This window comes from Streptococcus sanguinis (genome assembly GCF_019929225.1).
GTDB lineage: Bacteria > Bacillota > Bacilli > Lactobacillales > Streptococcaceae > Streptococcus > Streptococcus sanguinis_J.
Genome location: NZ_JAHZPA010000006.1, coordinates 116,262 through 133,982, shown reverse-complemented (window position 1 = coordinate 133,982; position 17,721 = coordinate 116,262). Strand labels below are relative to the sequence as shown.

19 protein-coding genes are annotated in these 17,721 nt (G+C 42.7%); all 19 read left to right on the top strand.

Annotated elements, in window-relative coordinates:
* The first annotated feature begins 200 nt into the window (after window positions 1-200).
* On the top strand, window positions 201-1,379 hold the full coding sequence (locus K1I80_RS10055) for an SIS domain-containing protein (protein ID WP_223313727.1): 1,179 nt from the start codon (window positions 201-203) through the stop codon (window positions 1,377-1,379).
* Window positions 1,380-1,393: 14 nt separating this feature from the next.
* On the top strand, window positions 1,394-2,431 hold the full coding sequence (gene lacD, locus K1I80_RS10050; RefSeq protein WP_048773652.1) for a tagatose-bisphosphate aldolase: 1,038 nt from the start codon (window positions 1,394-1,396) through the stop codon (window positions 2,429-2,431).
* Between the two features lie 24 nt (window positions 2,432-2,455).
* Window positions 2,456-3,502, top strand: coding sequence for an aldose epimerase family protein (locus K1I80_RS10045; RefSeq protein ID WP_111675127.1), 1,047 nt, complete (start codon window positions 2,456-2,458; stop codon window positions 3,500-3,502).
* Window positions 3,503-4,062: 560 nt separating this feature from the next.
* Entirely contained in the window at window positions 4,063-5,061 is a 999-nt protein-coding gene (gene ruvB / locus K1I80_RS10040; RefSeq protein WP_048773656.1) for a Holliday junction branch migration DNA helicase RuvB, read from the top strand.
* 131 nt (window positions 5,062-5,192) lie between these two features.
* Entirely contained in the window at window positions 5,193-5,636 is a 444-nt protein-coding gene (locus K1I80_RS10035; protein ID WP_125434078.1) for a hypothetical protein, read from the top strand.
* Window positions 5,636-6,898: a hypothetical protein gene (locus tag K1I80_RS10030; protein ID WP_125434077.1), complete on the top strand. Its 1,263-nt coding sequence runs from the start codon at window positions 5,636-5,638 to the stop codon at window positions 6,896-6,898. Before K1I80_RS10035 ends, K1I80_RS10030 begins: the two co-directional genes overlap by 1 nt.
* Window positions 6,880-7,272 carry a hypothetical protein gene (locus tag K1I80_RS10025; protein WP_125434076.1) on the top strand — a complete coding sequence of 131 codons (393 nt, stop codon included), beginning with the start codon at window positions 6,880-6,882 and terminating at the stop codon, window positions 7,270-7,272. The genes K1I80_RS10030 and K1I80_RS10025 overlap by 19 nt, the downstream gene beginning before the upstream one ends.
* Window positions 7,253-7,549: a hypothetical protein gene (locus tag K1I80_RS10020; protein ID WP_125434075.1), complete on the top strand. Its 297-nt coding sequence runs from the start codon at window positions 7,253-7,255 to the stop codon at window positions 7,547-7,549. Before K1I80_RS10025 ends, K1I80_RS10020 begins: the two co-directional genes overlap by 20 nt.
* Before the next feature lie 40 nt (window positions 7,550-7,589).
* Window positions 7,590-8,153: a nucleotidyltransferase family protein gene (locus K1I80_RS10015; RefSeq protein ID WP_223313726.1), complete on the top strand. Its 564-nt coding sequence runs from the start codon at window positions 7,590-7,592 to the stop codon at window positions 8,151-8,153.
* A gap of 275 nt (window positions 8,154-8,428) precedes the next feature.
* Complete coding sequence (locus tag K1I80_RS10010; RefSeq protein ID WP_223313725.1) at window positions 8,429-8,851, top strand: low molecular weight protein-tyrosine-phosphatase; 423 nt, start codon at window positions 8,429-8,431, stop codon at window positions 8,849-8,851.
* The gene (locus K1I80_RS10005) at window positions 8,844-9,269 is read left to right on the top strand and encodes an MORN repeat-containing protein (protein ID WP_002907692.1); all 426 of its coding nucleotides are present in this window, start codon (window positions 8,844-8,846) and stop codon (window positions 9,267-9,269) included. The genes K1I80_RS10010 and K1I80_RS10005 overlap by 8 nt, the downstream gene beginning before the upstream one ends.
* Window positions 9,259-11,064, top strand: a complete 1,806-nt coding sequence (locus K1I80_RS10000; RefSeq protein WP_317628164.1) for an acyltransferase family protein — start codon at window positions 9,259-9,261, stop codon at window positions 11,062-11,064. Before K1I80_RS10005 ends, K1I80_RS10000 begins: the two co-directional genes overlap by 11 nt.
* A gap of 21 nt (window positions 11,065-11,085) precedes the next feature.
* Window positions 11,086-11,358: a TIGR04197 family type VII secretion effector gene (locus tag K1I80_RS09995; RefSeq protein ID WP_223313723.1), complete on the top strand. Its 273-nt coding sequence runs from the start codon at window positions 11,086-11,088 to the stop codon at window positions 11,356-11,358.
* Window position 11,359: 1 nt separating this feature from the next.
* Window positions 11,360-11,719 (top strand): hypothetical protein, encoded by a 360-nt coding sequence (locus K1I80_RS09990; protein WP_048773666.1) that lies wholly within the window; start codon window positions 11,360-11,362, stop codon window positions 11,717-11,719.
* On the top strand, window positions 11,710-13,161 hold the full coding sequence (locus tag K1I80_RS09985) for a polymorphic toxin type 44 domain-containing protein (protein ID WP_223313722.1): 1,452 nt from the start codon (window positions 11,710-11,712) through the stop codon (window positions 13,159-13,161). Before K1I80_RS09990 ends, K1I80_RS09985 begins: the two co-directional genes overlap by 10 nt.
* Complete coding sequence (locus tag K1I80_RS09980) at window positions 13,158-13,685, top strand: hypothetical protein (RefSeq protein ID WP_223312665.1); 528 nt, start codon at window positions 13,158-13,160, stop codon at window positions 13,683-13,685. Before K1I80_RS09985 ends, K1I80_RS09980 begins: the two co-directional genes overlap by 4 nt.
* 21 nt (window positions 13,686-13,706) lie before the next feature.
* Window positions 13,707-13,949 carry a hypothetical protein gene (locus K1I80_RS09975; RefSeq protein WP_223313721.1) on the top strand — a complete coding sequence of 81 codons (243 nt, stop codon included), beginning with the start codon at window positions 13,707-13,709 and terminating at the stop codon, window positions 13,947-13,949.
* A 14-nt stretch (window positions 13,950-13,963) separates the two neighbouring features.
* Entirely contained in the window at window positions 13,964-14,581 is a 618-nt protein-coding gene (locus K1I80_RS09970) for a hypothetical protein (protein ID WP_223313720.1), read from the top strand.
* A 358-nt stretch (window positions 14,582-14,939) separates the two neighbouring features.
* Window positions 14,940-17,594: a bifunctional acetaldehyde-CoA/alcohol dehydrogenase gene (adhE, locus tag K1I80_RS09965; RefSeq protein ID WP_223313719.1), complete on the top strand. Its 2,655-nt coding sequence runs from the start codon at window positions 14,940-14,942 to the stop codon at window positions 17,592-17,594.
* Window positions 17,595-17,721: the final 127 nt, after the last annotated feature.

Sequence of the window (17,721 nt, the reverse complement as noted above, 5' to 3'; positions counted from 1 at the left end):
GAGGAATTTGGGAGATGCCTCTTAGCTTAGGGAAATGGATGGTTCAGCATTGCAAAATGCAGTCGCTGTCTAGTTTGAAAAAGCTTGTTAAAAGCATATTTCAAGTCTGGCCATCGTTGCGGGGGTGGGACAGCGAGCCGAAAATCTTGGATTTTCTGGATTTCTGTCCCACTCCCCCTTTTTTCAAATAATGGAAAGGAATGAGAAAGAGAATGTTAGATTATTCACAGGAAGAATTGCAGCGTCTGGGGGCTGACATCACAACGCGAGAAATCTATCAGCAGCCTGAGGTTTGGCAGGAAGCCTTTGACAGTTACAAGGCTCAGGCCGCAGCTATCGCTGCTTTTCTGAAAGAAATCGAGGACAAACATGACTACATCAAGGTCATTTTTGCCGGAGCTGGCTCATCAGCCTATGTCGGAGATACCTTGACACCTTATTTCAGGCAGATTTATGATGAGCGCAAATGGAATTTCAACGCTATTGCGACGACAGATATCGTGGCCAATCCCTTGGTACATCTGAAGAGAGAAGTGCCGACAGTACTGGTTTCCTTTGCCCGCAGCGGTAATTCCCCAGAAAGTGTAGCGACTGTGGACTTGGCCAAGCAGCTGGTAGATGACTTGTACCAGATTACCATTACCTGTGCTGCCCAAGGCAAGCTGGCCCAGCAGGCCCAAGGTGATGAAAAGAATCTTTTGCTCCTGCAGCCAGAAGCTTCTAATGATGCTGGCTTTGCCATGACTTCTAGCTTCAGCTCTATGATGCTGACAGCCCTTTTAGTCTTTGACCGGGCTGAATTAGCCCAGAAGGAAGCCAAGGTTGCGGCTCTGCTTCAGCTCAGTCAGGATGTTTTGGGACGTGTTGCAGATGTGCAGCAGCTGGTTGATTTGAATTTCAGTCGGGTCATTTATCTGGGGGTAGGGCCTTTCTTTGGTTTGGCACATGAAGCCCAGCTTAAGATTTTAGAGTTGACAGCCGGCCAAATTGCGACCATGTACGAAAGCCCAGTCGGTTTCCGGCATGGACCTAAGTCGCTGATTAACCAAGACACCGTCGTTCTGGTCTTTGGTTCGGCAGATGCCTATACCAAGGCTTATGATTTGGATTTGGTGCGGGAAGTGGCTGGTGACGGGATTGTCCGCAGGCTGGTGATGCTGACTGACCGGGAGGAGCAGTTGGAAGGAGTCGAGCAAGTAGTGCTAAGTACCCAAGAGCCTCTGGGAGATAGCTATCGCATCTTCCCTTACATTGTTTACGCTCAGCTCTTTGCCCTCTTGTCCTCGCTCAAGGTCAAAAACCGTCCAGATACACCGTCTCCGACAGGCACGGTCAATCGTGTAGTACAGGGAGTTATCATTCACCCTTTTGGGCAGTAAGAAAAGGAAAAGTTATGGAGAAATTACAAATCAGTCACAAAAAAGTGAGCCATTTGAAAAAACTATCAAACGAGCAGGGGATTATCGGGGCTTTGGCCATTGACCAGCGTGGCTCGCTCAAGAAAATGCTGGCCAGCGGAGAAGATGCGCCATCTGGTGACCAAGCTCTGGTTCAGTTTAAAGAATTAATCTCTAGTCAGCTGACGCCCTATGCCAGCTCCATCCTGCTGGATCCAGAGTTCGGTCTGCCAGCAGCCGAGCTGCGAGCTGCGTCCTGTGGGCTAATAGTGGCCTACGAGAAGACCGGCTATGATGCGACAGCCGAGGGCCGCCTGCCGGACTTGCTGCCTAACTGGTCAGCTAGTCGCATCCGAGACATGGGCGCAGATGCCGTTAAGGTCTTGATTTACTATGATGTGGACGACAAGCCAGAAATCAACGATATCAAGCAGGCCTGGGTTGAGCGCGTGGGCAGTGAATGCTTAGCTGAGGATATTCCCTATTTTCTGGAGATTTTGACCTATGACGCTAAGAGTGACAGTGTCTTGGACGCTAACTATGCCAAGCTTAAGCCGCATAAGGTCAACGAGGCAGTCAAACTCTTTTCAGATTCCCGCTATCATGTAGATGTCTTAAAGGTTGAAGTGCCGGTCAATATGAACTTTGTCGAGGGCTTCACAAAAGAAGGAGTTCAGCCAGTCTACAGCGTGACGGAAGCCCGAGCTTTCTTTAAAGAACAGTCAGATGCGACGCACTTGCCTTTCATTTTCCTCAGCGCTGGTGTCAGTGCCGAGCTTTTCCAAGAAACGCTGCGGCTAGCCCATGAAGCGGGCTCACAGTTTAACGGCGTTCTGTGTGGACGGGCTACCTGGAAGGATGCAGTCTCAGTCTTTGCCCAAGAGGGAGCTGCAGCAGCTCAAGCGTGGCTGGACGAGACAGGCCGTCAGAATATCGAGGATCTTAATCAAGTCTTGCGCCAAACAGCGGTGTCTTGGGTGGACAAGCTTGACCTGCCTTTTGAAGACAGGACTTGGCAAGTTCGTGATTTTTAGCAGGATAGATAAAAGAGGTTTTGTATGAAATCTTACCGAGAATCCATTTTTGGCAAGCTGGGCGGTCAGGAGATTCTGGCTTATACTTTTGAAAACGATCGAGGTTATCGACTGACAGTCATGAACTACGGAGCGACCGTCATCCAGTATGTCACTCCTGATAAAAATAATCACTTTGACAATATCGTCGTTGGCTTTGATCAGTTTGAGGACTATATTGGGAACAGCCCTAAGCACGGAGCCAGCATTGGTCCAGTTGCTGGACGTATTGCTGGTGCAACATTTGATCTGAATGGTCAGACCTTTCAGCTAGAGGCCAATAATGGCTTAAACTGCAACCATAGTGGATCCAGCGGCTGGGACAGTAGCGTTTTTGAAGTAGAGGAAGTCAGTAATGACGGACTTACCTTTTATACAGAGCGGACTGACGGAACTGGCGGCTTCCCGGGCAATCTGAAAATCTGGATTTCCTATACCCTGACAGAGAAGGGCAAGCTGGAAATCTCCTATCAAGTTCAGACAGATCAAGATACCTTGGTCAATCCGACCAACCACAGCTATTTCAACCTGTCAGGTCGTTTCAATCAGCCCATTGATGACCATATCCTGCAGCTCAATACTGGTGGTGTCTATCCTATCGCAGCTGACGGTCTTCCTGAAAAAAAGGCTGATGCAGAGCGTGACTTTGTCAAGAAGCTGACCAAGGGCGCTTCCCTTAAAGAAATTTTCGCTGCGACCGATGAGCAAATTCGGCTAGTATCTGGCTTGGATCATCCTTTTGCTCTAAACCCAAGCCGAGATCAGGCAGGGACGCTCTATTATCCAGCATCGGGCCGCCGCCTGACTATTGAGACTCAGGCGCCCTGCTTAGTGATTTATTCAGCGAATTGTGTGGATGATTCGGTTCAGTTTGACGGCCAGCCTATGATTCAGCATAATGGCTTGGCTCTGGAAGCCCAGGCCCTGCCGGATGCCATTCACAGCAGCCAGCAGTCAGATGTCATTCTCAAGGCCGGTCAGATTTTTACCAGCAGGACGGTGTATTTTGCTGATGTACCAGCAACTTTATAAAGAAACAATCGCGAAAGAGCACAAAAAACGGCAGTACCTCCTTCTGCCGTTTTTCTTGGTCCAGTTTTCAGAGACTATGTTTTCATAAGTAGCTAATCTTAAGCAAGGAAAAAGGCTCCACTATCAAAAGCAAAATCTTTTTTGCTAACTGAATTTTACTTTAAGTTTTTCTTAAGCTAAGGCTGCTATACTTATTCTTATCAAATGAAGCCCCCTAACTTTGTTTGATAATCCTAAACTTTTTCATAATAATCTCCCATAAAGGCCACCCAATCCGGTGGTCTTTTTTTGCTCAAATTTTAGAATAAGACAGGATGTTTATCGGATTGTAACTCAAATGTTAAATTTTAAAGGATACGTTATACAAAGTTAAGGTTTCTTTAAGTTAGGGGCAGTATACTATGAGTATCAAATGAAGACCTCCTAACTTTATTTGATAGAAATCCTAAACTTTTTCATAATAATCTCCCATAAAGGCCACCCAATCCGGTGGTCTTTTTTTGTGTTCAGACGCGAATTAGATTTGCTTCCTCGGCTTTATTTTCTGCTATAATAGTTCTATGAGTAGAATTTTAGATAATGAATTAATGGGCGATGAGGAATTAGTGGAGCGCACCTTGCGTCCCCAGTATTTACAGGAGTATATCGGTCAGGACAAGGTCAAGAACCAGCTGAAGATTTTTATTGAAGCGGCTAAGCTAAGGGATGAGGCGCTGGACCACACCCTGCTTTTTGGCCCTCCAGGTCTGGGGAAGACGACCATGGCCTTTGTCATTGCCAATGAACTAGGCGTAAATCTCAAGCAGACTTCTGGTCCGGTGATTGAAAAGTCCGGTGATTTGGTTGCGATCTTAAATGACCTTGAACCGGGTGATGTCCTCTTTATAGATGAGATTCACCGCTTGCCAATGGCAGTAGAGGAAGTGCTGTACAGCGCTATGGAAGACTTTTACATCGACATTATGATTGGCTCAGGTGAGACCAGTCGCAGCGTCCATCTGGATTTGCCGCCTTTCACTCTGATTGGGGCGACCACTCGGGCAGGCATGCTGTCCAATCCTCTGCGGGCTCGCTTTGGAATTACTGGTCATATGGAGTATTATGAAACTGGCGACTTGACGGAAATTGTCGAGCGGACTGCAGAGATTTTTGAGATGGATATTACCCACGAGGCTGCGAAGGAGCTGGCTCTGCGTAGTCGAGGCACTCCGCGGATTGCCAATCGTTTGCTCAAGCGGGTGCGGGATTACGCGCAGATTATGGGCAATGGCCTGATTGATGATAAGATAACCGATCAGGCTCTCTCCATGCTGGATGTGGACCAGGAAGGGCTGGACTATGTGGATCAGAAGATTTTGAAGACTATGATTGAGGTCTATGGTGGCGGTCCGGTAGGGCTGGGAACCCTCTCGGTCAATATTGCTGAGGAGCGTGAAACAGTGGAGGACATGTATGAGCCTTACCTAATTCAGAAAGGCTTTGTCATGCGGACACGGACTGGGCGCGTGGCTACCCGCAAAGCCTATGAGCATTTAGGATATGAGTATATGAAGGAATGACGGAGACGTTGTTTCTTTTTTCATACATCAGAACAATATATTGTAGAATTATTATTTGCTCTAAAGAACATTATTCTATTATACTTTGCTTTAGAAATTATAGTATAATAGCGATAAAGGAGAAAAAGCTTATGGCAAAATCTAGATATATGAGCAGATTCAAATGGCTCATTGTTATTGTATTGTTGACTATCATTACTGTAGGAGGTATTTATATGTTTACCTTGAACAAAAAGTCCGAAGAAGAGCGTCGCAACAGAGAGTATGAAGTCAGTCTAGTAAAGGCTTTGAAGAATTCTTATGAAGGGATTGAGGAAATTGAGATAACAGAACCCTACTATACTGATAAACCAGGTTCTTGGTCTTGTGATGTAAAAATACGATTTAATAATGGAGAAAAAATAATTTATGGAATAAATCATAAATTGTATAGTAAAGAAAATCATGATGGACTAATGAAAGGAAAGACAGATGAAGAAATTGATCAGCAATGGAAGATGCTTCAAAGTCATAGGGGAAAAACTTCATCCAAAATATTAGTTATCTATTCTAATAACGAGAGAGGAGAAGTATAATGTCGTTTAATTACACAGATGAACAATTGAATGGTTTGAATCAGGATTATGCTGTCTACAGTGTGAATAAAGATTTTTCAGATCGGAATAAACAGAAATTAGTGACGTCTAATCCAAAGAATAGTAACGAAACCAACACTATTACGACTTCAGATGGTCAGGAATTTCGTGTTATTGCGACTAAGGCAGATCCTAAGACAGGTTTTGATGGTATGGCCGTTGCGCCAATTGTTAACGGACTACCTGACTATAAGAGTGTGGCTGTAATTTCGGCAGGAACGGATCCTAAAAGTCCAGTTAACAAGTTGGGTCCGCTTACGCGTGATGCCGCTGGTGCAGTTGGAGCCAGACAAACATACTTATCTCCTCAATATAAGGTGGCGGATCAATTTGTCAAAGAGATTATGGATAATCCTCAGTATGAAGTAAGTAAATTATCTGGTTATTCTCAAGGAGCATACATGCTTAAATTGGGGGCAAAGTATCATATTCCAACAACCACTTTTAATGCTTGGTTTAAATATGGAGCTTTGACTGAGGAAGAAAAACAGTTTCTGGAAAAGAACTCTGCTATGTTTGTGGATTACCGTAGAAAGAATGATGACGTAGTTCGCTATAATGATTTTAATCATCCTGAATGGTTTACTAGTCAAAATGATATATCAAATTCTATTCCCAGAACTATATATTGGGTAGATGGAACTAGTCATAGAATTGATGAATGGATATTTGACCCTGTAACTGGACAGGTGATTGATAGCAAGGGAGGTAAACCTTTAGTCAGCGGGCTCTATAAGGCTTATGCTGATAGTTTGAGTAGAATGCAGCGTTATAAGGAATTAAAAACGAGGTGGGCTTCCAATCGTATTAGTGGAGCAGAACAGATTTATCTGGATGCTGTACAGGGACAGATTTTGTCTTCTAGTATGATGAACGCAGCGCGTATTGGAGCGGAAGAGTTATTGAAATTATCTGAAGAGGCAAACAATCAAGTAGCGAATCTCTGGTCCAAAATTGACTTTACTAACTATACAGAACTATCCATTGAAGAAGTAGAAGCTATCTATGCTAGTCAAGGTGTTACAAAAGACCAATATGTAGATGGATTTCAGAGTGAAACCAATCATCAAGTTGCTAAAATGGCTGATCCAGCGACAGCTTTTGAACGACTAAACGGGCAGCTTCAGGAAGCTATTGAAAAAGTACTGGCAACAGATGCAGGATTGGCGGAGGAATTTAAACGATGGAAAGAAGAGATGTAACTTGGGAAGATGTAAACAGAAAAGAACGAGAATTGACTGAGTTTGAAGATAAATATCGTCATGAAAAAAAGTTATTTGAGAGGAATGAGAAAGAACTTTATGACCGCTTCAGGGAATTCGGGAATTTAGTAGATGAGGAGATAGAGAAAATGACTTATGTTTTGGAGAGGTTTTCGGTTTCTTCTGAGGATATGCAGGACTATTTCTCTAACATGGAAAATCTAATGTTGGAATCCCAAACTGTTTATAATCAACAAACTATAAAATTAGATGAAAAACAACTCGAATGCGAAAAAGCTTTCCGAAAGAACAGGGATAAGCTAGAAGAAGAATATTATCAGATGAGGAAGAGATATGAGAGCTCCAATAAATGAATATTATACAGACAAGGAATATGAATTTGCTTTGAAAGAGATGCGAAGGATAATGGAACGCAAGCGTGCATTAGCGGAAGCTCAGGCTGCGCAGAAAGCTCGTGAAAAAGTGAAGAAAGAATTTCAGACTAGAGCCAAGCAAATTGCACTTGAAACAAAGACAACGATTATCAACATCAGTAGTCAAATGGATACTGCTATCCGGGGTAATATCCTACAAAGATTAGAAATGTATGTTCCCAATATGCTAGCAAAATATGATGATATAGGTAAGTGATAAAGTGAAGGGGAATGCTAATATCCAACATGAGACGAAAATGGAACAGATTGCCTTAAATCAACTAGGTCAGGATCCAGACATCCGAGCGATTTTGGAAATTATTCGCAGTCTGGAGCTCAAGGATTCTTGGTTAGCGGCTGGATGTGTGAGGAATTTTATCTGGAATATGCTGTCAGAGCTATCAGGTTTTGACCCAGATACGGACGTAGATGTCATTTTCTTTGATCCGACTTATGCTGAGGCAGAGAGGATAGAGCTGGAAGCCAAACTCAAGGAAGACTGGCCACAGTATCGATGGGAGCTGAGAAATCAAGCCTATATGCACCGGCATAGTCCTGGAACGGCACCTTATAAAAATGCTTGCGAAGCCATGAGTAAGTATCCTGAGCGCTGCACTGCTATCGGACTGCGCTTGCTGGCAAATGGCAAACTGGAACTTTTTGCTCCCTATGGTTTGGAGGATATCTTAAACTTTCAGGTCAGACCGACTCCTCATTTTCTTGAAAATAAGGAGCGCCAGCGTGTCTATGCTGAGCGCTTGGCTAAGAAGAATTGGCAGAAACGCTGGCCCCAGCTGGAATATCACTATCCTAATAAATAAGTACAAGATAAGAGTAAAATGTTTAAGTTATTTTAAGGAAGTTTTAAGGAATGGATATTATACTATAACTAGGTTAAGAAATTAACTTAACTCCTAAAACTTTTTTCTTTTTAAAAAATAATCTCCCTACAAAAAGCCACCAAATGGTGGTTTTTTGCTATTTTCAGACATGAGAGGGGCAGGGCTTGCCAATTCTCAACGAGAATCAGGAAACTGTAAACGATTCAGAGCTAGTTTTTGCCATTATTTTGTTATAATAGATAGCGAGGTATTGTATGAAGAAAATTGTATTTGTATGTTTGGGCAATATCTGCCGCAGTCCGATGGCAGAATTCGTCATGAAGAGTTTAACAGACCAACTGAAAATCGAGAGCCGGGCAACCTCAAGCTGGGAACACGGCAATCCCATTCATCAGGGAACACAGGCTATTTTTAAGAAATATGCCATTTCTTATGATAGGAACAAGACTTCTCAGCAGATTTCGACAGCAGATTTTGCGGATTTTGACTACGTCATCGGTATGGATGAAAGCAATGTCCTAGATTTGAAGCGGATGGCGCCTGAGGATTTTCAGCATAAAATTTATCAGTTTGAAGAAGAAGGTGTGCCGGATCCTTGGTACACAGGAGATTTTGACCAAACCTATGATTTGGTCTTGGCTGGCTGCAAGAAGTGGCTAGAGCGTTTGGATGGATAGGAATATGGATAAAGTAAAAGAATTTTACGATAAATACAAGGTCTATCTGACCCGGCAGAATTTAGAACTTTTGGCTGTAACGGTCATTGTGCTGTCAGCTATTCTGGTCTTTACTTCGGGGATTCCTGGTAAGGGCGTTTTAACGCTGGATCAGGGGAAGATCAAGTATGACGGGACCTTGGTTCGCGGGAAGATGAACGGTCAGGGGACTATGACTTTTCAAAATGGGGACAGTTATAGCGGTCAATTTCGCAATGGCATCTTTGACGGAAAAGGAACCTTTACCTCGCAGGCTGGCTGGAAATATGAAGGGGACTTCAGCAAGGGTCAGGCTGATGGACAAGGGAAGCTAACGACAGAAGGCAATGTCGTTTATGAAGGAACGTTTAAACAAGGAATTTATCAAAATGCGCATTAAATGGTTTTCGCTCGTCAGAATCACGGGGCTGCTTCTAGTTCTGCTTTATCATTACTTCCAGGGCGTTTTCCCTGGCGGTTTTATTGGTGTGGATATCTTCTTTACCTTTTCTGGCTTCTTGATTACCGCTCTGCTTATTGACGAGTTTGCCAAGAAGAAAGAAATCGATATCCAAGGCTTTTTCAAACGGCGTTTTTATCGGATTGTACCACCTCTGGTCTTTATGATTTTGGTCGTTATGCCCTTTACTCTCTTGATACGTAAGGATTTTGTGGCTGGGATTGGGACGCAGATTGCGGCTGCTTTGGGCTTTGTGACCAACTTTTATGAAATGCTATCTGGCGGCAATTATGAGAGTCAGTTTGTGCCACACATCCTGATTCATACTTGGAGTCTGGCTTTAGAAGTTCACTATTATGTTCTTTGGGGCTTGGCTGCTTGGGGCTTGGGCAAGGTTGCTAAGTCAACGGCCCGCTATCGCGGTATGATTGCGCTGGTTTCTGTAGGTCTCTTTTTGGTCAGCTTTGTATCAATGTTTGCTGGCGCTTTGACCACTAAGAATTACTCTGACATTTATTTTTCAAGTTTGACCCACGTCTTTCCTTTCTTTGCAGGAAGCATCTTGGCTACTTTGTCTGGTGTCGGCCATGTCAGCAGTCGCTTTAAGATGCTGGAGCAAAAGCTGGCTCTCAAGCAAGTGCTAGGAATTATGGGGAGCAGCGCAGCTATTTTGCTTTTGCTCAGCTTCCTGCTTAAGTTTGACAACCTTTGGACCTACCTGGTAGGATTCTTGATTTCGACTACCTTGGCCTGTCTGATGATTTTGGCAGCTAGGATGTTGCATGACAAGCTCCCTGATGTGAAGGAGCCTAGTGTTATCAACTTTATCGCAGATACCAGCTATGGAGTTTATCTCTTCCACTGGCCATTCTATATTATCTTCACCCAGCTGATGAGTAACGGCTTGGCTGTTCTCTTGACGACGCTGCTGTCTCTTACTTTTGCAGCTTTGTCTTTCTATATTTTGGAGCCAACTCTGGCTGGTCGTCAGCCGGTTATCATGGGAACCAAGATGGATCTATCGTCTCTTACCAGACCAATCTTTTACAGCATGATTCCGCTGACTTTGATTATGTTCTTTATCTCGGTGACAGCACCAAAGGTCGGAGCTTTTGAGGAAAGTTTGATTGTCAATGCTCTGAATCAAGCAGACACTAAGATGCAGACAACTCGCAGTCAGGTTGATCAGTCCAAGGCGACTGAGTACAATGTGGCGGACGGGATTACTATGATTGGCGACTCGGTTGCCCTGCGCTCTAGCGATCAATTGCAGCAGATCTTGCCAGGAATCGAGCTAGACACTGTCGTTAGTCGCAGTCTGAGCACAGGCTTGGAGGTCTATAAGACAGATATTGCTAATAGAGTGCTGAAGAAGCAGGTTGTCCTGGCTCTTGGAACCAATTCGTCCGGTTACTCGAATGAACTTTTGGATGAGTATGTTTCCAGCCTGCCTAAGGGGCATCAGCTGATTCTCGTGACCCCTTATGACGGTCGCTCAGAGGGCGGAGTCTTGGCCCAGCAGCGGGAGTATGAACTGGAATTAGCCAAAAAGTACGACTATGTCTTTGTGGCTGACTGGCATCAAACTGCTATCGAAAATCCGCAGATTTGGGAAGGGACAGACTATGTCCACTTTGGCTCGAACTCAGAGTCCATCATTGAGGGGGGGACTCTCTATGCCAATACCATTAAGCAAGCCATAGATGAAGCAAATTCTGGCAATGTGAAACCATAAATTCCAAAAGGAGAAGCAACAATGGGACAAATTAAATCGAGCGCCATTTCAGCTGGCTCTGCTATCAGTGAGCTCGTTGGAGTTGATACTAGCAATACACAAAATCAACAAGTCGAATTTTCCTATACAACAGGGATTGCTGGGATGGAAGCTGGCCGTCAGGCCTGCAATCAAATGCTGCAGGCTGTCAGTGACTTCAGCTCGGCTGTTCTGACTCAGGCCAATAAATTTCCAGAAATTGCTGCAAAAATTGAAAAACGCGATATTGAGGAAGCCAAGCGCTGGGAGAGTTGAGATGAAGGCAGATAAAAGCGAAAAAGAACGTCAGGCACTTTACGAAAAAATTCTCAAAGTTGACCAAAAAGAAGACGAATTTATGACGATGAAACGTCAATACGAGATTTCTCTGGCGAATTTTGCGACGGATTTCCAATATTTGACGACCCGAATGGAACATCTACTTTATGAACACCCTCAAAGCTCTGCTGCCCTCAGTCGTGATTTATCAGAAACTCAGTATCTTAACCGACAGGTTAAGAACTATGTGGATGTTCAGATGGATGAACTGGGAAAGCTCAGTCGTCAAACAAGAAAGACTATGGAAGAAGAGCGAGACAAACTGACCAAAGAAAGGAATAGTTTGCCATGGGAGTAAAATATAGTGCAGCAGATTCAGCCCAGCTTATCCAAGCGATGACCGGCAACCTTCAAGTAGCCAATCAAGTGACCGATCGTCTATCTAGTGGCTGCGACCATTTGATTGCCTCTTTGGATTCGGGTGAGTTGCAGGGAGCGGCTTATACAGCGGGGAAAGGCTTATTTACAGATATTATCATTCCGGCTATCAAGAAGTTGCAAGAGGCTATTGATGATATTCAGGGGGAGCTTTCCTCTTATAAAAGTGCTGATTCCGAGGTGGCTGGATATGGCGAATTGGACTTGGATCTACTGAAGGAACAGCTGAAAATAAAAAATGAGCAACTGGCAAAAGTAGAAAAGCAGATTGCAGATAATCAAGATTTTTTCCGTAATGCAGGAGCTCTGCTGACAGGTAAGTTGGGAGACCTTTTATCTCAGACATCTGCTTTAATGGAAGTTGAAACTCAACTAAATATCGGTATTCGAGAAATTCAAGAAAAAATAGACAAACTGGAATGGTTTGTGGATCAGGTGTCCCAGTATTTCACAGATAGTCTGCAGGTTTTGGGTTTAGCTATCCAAGGAGCGACGCAGCTTAGTCAGGTATTGGTAGACAGTGAGGGTAATTACTCTACTGATGGTATAGATATGAGTTGGTCTACTAAGATGAAGGTTCAAGAGATTCAGACATATAGTCTTGATTCAGAGACTGTTGAGAAAGCAAATTTGCGTAATCTTAATAAAAAAGTTGAAGAAATCAAAGAGAGTGATAAATCTGCTACTGATAAAATTGATTCCATTATCAAGGCGTATGAAGATTATCTATTTTATAGCAATAAAGACGTATTTGAATCGTACTGGAAGAAGAGAAATAGCCTAACTAAAGGTGGTGAAATAAACTGGAGTGATGTTTCCAGACAAGAAAAGGATGATTTAGAGCAGGATTTTAATAAATCTTTAAAGACTAAAGTAGATATTAAAGCTTTGACTAAAAAAATGGGTGAATCTATTTTGGAAGTGAGTGACCAAGATATAAATAGCAAGGCTACATTATTAGCAGCAACTGGAAGCATGGCCGGGTATAAATATGTTAATTTTGCAACGTTAGTATACACAGATAGGCCAATGGATTTAAAAAATAGGGAATATAGCAAAGAGATGCCGATATCTATTTGGTCTCGTCAGTGGGAAGAAGGAATGGCAGCTGATTACTTAGGTAACTATTTGTACGGTTACTTTGGTCAGGGTTACTTACCTGCTGGTGATGATGTTTTGAAATATGGTGCAGGGAAGGCTCAACAATTTTCAGATTATCTTGATGTTGATAAATATTTCATAGTGGGTGCAGATATTAAATATGACTTGAGTTTATTGCAAGGTCATTATGGGGACAATGAAGGAGACGCGGCTATGATTCAGGATGGAATTGATGCATACAAGAAGGGGAATAAAGAATGATAACTTCAATAGTTTTTATTACTTCTCTAGTGTTACTTTTCCGTTATTTCAAAAATAGGAAATCACGGATTATTATTGCGTTATTATATAGTTTATTTCTTATATGGTATGTTCAAGCAGTTTTGAATTACGGTAAATACACTTTGCAGCCTGGTCAAAGCATAGAGCTTAGAGTGCATCCTAATGCAGACCAACTGGAATATAGTTCTGAGTTGATTTTAAAAAAGAACGATGCTAAAAAAATCAAATTAACAGGTATTGAAGTTTGGAGCGAAAAAAATTCTAGAATTTACTATTATGTTAAGGAACAGTATATCTCTCAATCTATTTATGAAAATGGTGAAACGACTGCTAAAAAACTATCTAATAATCAAAAAAATATTCACCTAGAGAAAGATGGAATTGTAGTTAATTATACTAATAAAAAAATCTTTGATGTTACTAAAAGTAAACCGTATAATATCACTATCACTAATATTGATGATAAACCCGCTCAATTTGAAGCCCGAGTGGTGGATAGATGAAGTCGAATAGGAAATCGAAAAGTGAAACTTCGTGTAGATTGGGAGCCAACTAGTGGTTCGAATGGTGAAGGAGTATTCCAGGTTCAATCTGGAAGTGGTAAATCGGGGTATGGAGTGAATGAGCATATTGACATTAAGAATATTTACAATAAAAACTCAATATGGGATTGGATTAACACTAATGATAACTTAAAAAACCTTAATAAAACTGTTAAAGAAGAAATCTTCAATAGAATTTGGAAAACTTATCAAAATAATTACTGAAATTAGGAGGGAATATGAAACTATATATTAAAAGTGATTTTACGAAAAAAATAGACTTCACAACTAGAGAGCTTGTTTGGAAGATGTGGTTTAAGGAACGGAATGGCAAGAAAATAAGTTACTCCAACGTTGGTGATGATGAGATGCTGCAAAATGACTTCTATTTATCTTTGCGGTTAGATAAGTGGGGAGCAAGTGGCTCTCGTTGGAAAGATGCCAAGGTTAAAGGTGGCAGTGCAATAAATTCCCAAAAATATGAAAATATTGATTTGGATTATGAGGGAAGTTATGAAAGCGACGGTAGAGAAAAGGGAAAATATCTAAGAATCGCTTCTAATTATTTGGATGTTTTAACAGTTGATAAGCGTGCTATGTATATTATGGCGCTTGAAATTGCAATTGCTATTGATGGACAAATCAGTGAAGATGATAAGAAAACATGGCTAACAGTCGAGGAATTCAAGGAAAAGCACCAAGATATCTTATCTCTAACCTTTGATGAAGCAAATGAGATGAGTTTGGAAGAAATTCAAACGATTGACGCTATTGACGATCCCATCTGGGAAGAATTGGATAAGAAGCGTGAGGAGTACATCCAAATCCATGGTGAACGTGTTTATGATGACGATTGAGATTATTATTAAAAATGGGAATTAAGGTTCATCTTTTTGATGTTTATAAAGTAAAGATCAGCTCGGTTCATCCGAGCCTTTTATATCTAAACCAAGAAAGCGCTTTCATATATTATGTGAAAACAAAAAGTATGTGAAATCTCTAAAAAATTAAAAAATTTTTTCACAAAATAGACAAAAATAATCTGGCAAATCAGCGCTTATTGTATAACATTCACAAAATAACAGGAAAAAGTTTGTGAATGTTAAGTGAAAGTGTTTACAAAAATCATCAAATGGGTTATAATTGAATTGTGAAATATTTAACAAAGGTTGGAGTTCTTCGTCTAACCTAAGGCAAAACCATTGGAGGAATAGAATGGCTGAAAAGAAGAAAACGGTAGAACAAGAAGACAAGGCTTTGGCAGCGCAAAAGCATGTCGACGAATTGGTGCAAAAAGGTCTGGTTGCACTCGAGGAAATGAGAAAGCTGAATCAGGAACAGGTGGACTACATCGTAGCCAAGGCCTCTGTAGCAGCTTTGGATGCCCATGGTGAGTTGGCTCTGCATGCTTATGAAGAAACGGGTCGCGGAGTTTTTGAAGATAAGGCGACTAAAAACCTATTTGCCTGTGAGCACGTTGTGAATAATATGCGCCACACGAAAACTGTCGGTGTTATTCAGGAAGATGATGTGACTGGTTTGACCTTGATTGCGGAGCCAGTGGGTGTTGTCTGCGGAATTACTCCAACAACCAACCCGACTTCAACAGCGATTTTCAAATCTTTGATTTCCTTGAAGACTCGTAATCCGATCATCTTTGCTTTCCACCCATCAGCTCAAGAATCTTCTGCTCATGCAGCACAAATCGTGCGTGATGCAGCGATTGCAGCAGGTGCGCCTGAAAACTGTGTACAGTGGATTACAGCGCCATCTATGGAAGCAACTTCTGCACTCATGAACCACGAAGGAATCGCAACAATCCTTGCGACAGGTGGTAATGCAATGGTGAAGGCAGCTTATTCATGTGGTAAGCCAGCTCTTGGGGTTGGTGCCGGAAACGTACCAGCTTATGTGGAAAAATCCGCTAATATCCGTCAAGCAGCGCATGATATCGTTATGTCTAAGTCCTTTGACAATGGTATGGTCTGTGCTTCTGAGCAAGCGGTTATCATTGACAAGGAAGTTTATGATGAATTTGTAGCAGAGTTCAAATCTTATCATACCTACTTTGTCAATAAGAAAGAAAAAGCTCTGTTGGAAGAGTTCTGCTTCGGTGCTAAGGCAAACAGCAAGAACTGTGCTGGTGCTAAGCTCAATCCGGATATCGTTGGTAAGCCAGCTACTTGGATTGCAGAGCAAGCAGGCTTCAGCGTGCCAGAAGATACGAATATCTTGGCTGCAGAGTGTAAAGAAGTTGGTGAAAAAGAGCCGTTGACACGTGAAAAACTGTCACCTGTCATCGCTGTTCTCAAGTCTGAATCTCGTGAAGACGGTGTTGAAAAAGCCCGTCAAATGGTAGAATTCCATGGTCTTGGTCACTCAGCTGCTATCCATACAGCGGACGAAGAGTTGACTAAGGAATTTGGTAAAGCTGTTCGTGCCATCCGTGTTATTTGCAACTCACCTTCCACTTTCGGCGGTATCGGGGATGTTTATAATGCCTTCCTGCCATCATTGACACTGGGCTGTGGATCTTATGGTCGCAACTCAGTTGGTGATAACGTTAGTGCTGTGAATCTCTTGAACATCAAAAAAGTAGGAAGACGTAGAAATAATATGCAATGGATGAAACTCCCTTCAAAAACTTACTTCGAGCGTGACTCTATCCAATACCTGCAAAAATGTCGTGATGTGGAACGTGTCATGATCGTTACAGACCATGCTATGGTAGAGCTTGGTTTCCTAGATCGTATCATCGAACAACTCGATCTTCGTCGTAATAAGGTTGTTTACCAAATCTTTGCAGACGTAGAGCCAGATCCAGATATCACAACTGTTGAACGTGGTACGGAGATTATGCGTACCTTCAAACCTGATACAATCATCGCGCTTGGTGGTGGTTCACCAATGGACGCAGCTAAAGTAATGTGGCTCTTCTATGAGCAACCAGAAGTGGATTTCCGTGACCTTGTGCAAAAATTCATGGATATCCGTAAACGTGCCTTCAAATTCCCGTTGCTTGGTAAGAAGACTAAGTTTATCGCAATTCCTACAACATCTGGTACAGGTTCAGAAGTAACACCGTTTGCCGTTATCTCTGACAAGGCTAACAACCGTAAGTACCCAATCGCTGACTACTCTCTGACTCCAACTGTAGCCATCGTAGACCCAGCTCTGGTACTGACTGTTCCAGGATTTGTTGCAGCAGACACTGGTATGGATGTTCTGACTCACGCAACAGAAGCTTATGTATCTCAGATGGCCAGCGACTTTACGGATGGTTTGGCTCTCCAAGCTATCAAACTAGTCTTTGAAAATCTGGAAAGCTCTGTTAAGAACGCTGACTTCCACTCTCGCGAAAAGATGCACAATGCCTCTACTATCGCTGGTATGGCCTTTGCCAATGCCTTCCTGGGAATTTCCCACTCTATGGCCCATAAGATTGGTGCTCAGTTCCATACGATCCACGGTCGTACCAATGCGATCTTGCTGCCATATGTAATCCGCTACAACGGTACACGTCCAGCTAAGACAGCGACATGGCCTAAGTACAACTACTACCGTGCGGATGAGAAATACCAAGACATCGCTCGTATGCTTGGCTTGCCAGCTTCTACTCCAGAAGAAGGTGTTGAATCATTTGCGAAAGCTGTTTATGAACTGGGAGAACGTGTCGGTATCGAAATGAACTTCAAGGCTCAAGGTATTGACGAAAAAGAATGGAAAGAACATTCACGCGAATTGGCCTTCCTTGCCTACGAAGACCAATGTTCTCCAGCCAACCCACGCCTTCCAATGGTTGACCACATGCAGGAAATCATCGAAGACGCTTACTATGGCTACAAGGAACGCCCAGGACGCCGCAAATAAGCGAGCAGCTTCCTCAATTAAGAATAAGACAGTTTGTCGATCATCCCCTGCCTTTTGGTGGGGGATTTTTCTATGTGTCTCAGCGAGGCAAGACCTCTGGTCGAAGCCGAGCTTAGAGACATTGATG

Coding starts and splice junctions, on each gene's coding strand:
- K1I80_RS10055 (WP_223313727.1), top strand. CDS start 201: ATGAGAAAGAGAATGTTAGATTATTCACAGGAAGAATTGCAGCGTCTG.
- lacD (WP_048773652.1), top strand. CDS start 1,394: ATGGAGAAATTACAAATCAGTCACAAAAAAGTGAGCCATTTGAAAAAA.
- K1I80_RS10045 (WP_111675127.1), top strand. CDS start 2,456: ATGAAATCTTACCGAGAATCCATTTTTGGCAAGCTGGGCGGTCAGGAG.
- ruvB (WP_048773656.1), top strand. CDS start 4,063: ATGAGTAGAATTTTAGATAATGAATTAATGGGCGATGAGGAATTAGTG.
- K1I80_RS10035 (WP_125434078.1), top strand. CDS start 5,193: ATGGCAAAATCTAGATATATGAGCAGATTCAAATGGCTCATTGTTATT.
- K1I80_RS10030 (WP_125434077.1), top strand. CDS start 5,636: ATGTCGTTTAATTACACAGATGAACAATTGAATGGTTTGAATCAGGAT.
- K1I80_RS10025 (WP_125434076.1), top strand. CDS start 6,880: ATGGAAAGAAGAGATGTAACTTGGGAAGATGTAAACAGAAAAGAACGA.
- K1I80_RS10020 (WP_125434075.1), top strand. CDS start 7,253: ATGAGAGCTCCAATAAATGAATATTATACAGACAAGGAATATGAATTT.
- K1I80_RS10015 (WP_223313726.1), top strand. CDS start 7,590: ATGGAACAGATTGCCTTAAATCAACTAGGTCAGGATCCAGACATCCGA.
- K1I80_RS10010 (WP_223313725.1), top strand. CDS start 8,429: ATGAAGAAAATTGTATTTGTATGTTTGGGCAATATCTGCCGCAGTCCG.
- K1I80_RS10005 (WP_002907692.1), top strand. CDS start 8,844: ATGGATAGGAATATGGATAAAGTAAAAGAATTTTACGATAAATACAAG.
- K1I80_RS10000 (WP_317628164.1), top strand. CDS start 9,259: ATGCGCATTAAATGGTTTTCGCTCGTCAGAATCACGGGGCTGCTTCTA.
- K1I80_RS09995 (WP_223313723.1), top strand. CDS start 11,086: ATGGGACAAATTAAATCGAGCGCCATTTCAGCTGGCTCTGCTATCAGT.
- K1I80_RS09990 (WP_048773666.1), top strand. CDS start 11,360: ATGAAGGCAGATAAAAGCGAAAAAGAACGTCAGGCACTTTACGAAAAA.
- K1I80_RS09985 (WP_223313722.1), top strand. CDS start 11,710: ATGGGAGTAAAATATAGTGCAGCAGATTCAGCCCAGCTTATCCAAGCG.
- K1I80_RS09980 (WP_223312665.1), top strand. CDS start 13,158: ATGATAACTTCAATAGTTTTTATTACTTCTCTAGTGTTACTTTTCCGT.
- K1I80_RS09970 (WP_223313720.1), top strand. CDS start 13,964: ATGAAACTATATATTAAAAGTGATTTTACGAAAAAAATAGACTTCACA.
- adhE (WP_223313719.1), top strand. CDS start 14,940: ATGGCTGAAAAGAAGAAAACGGTAGAACAAGAAGACAAGGCTTTGGCA.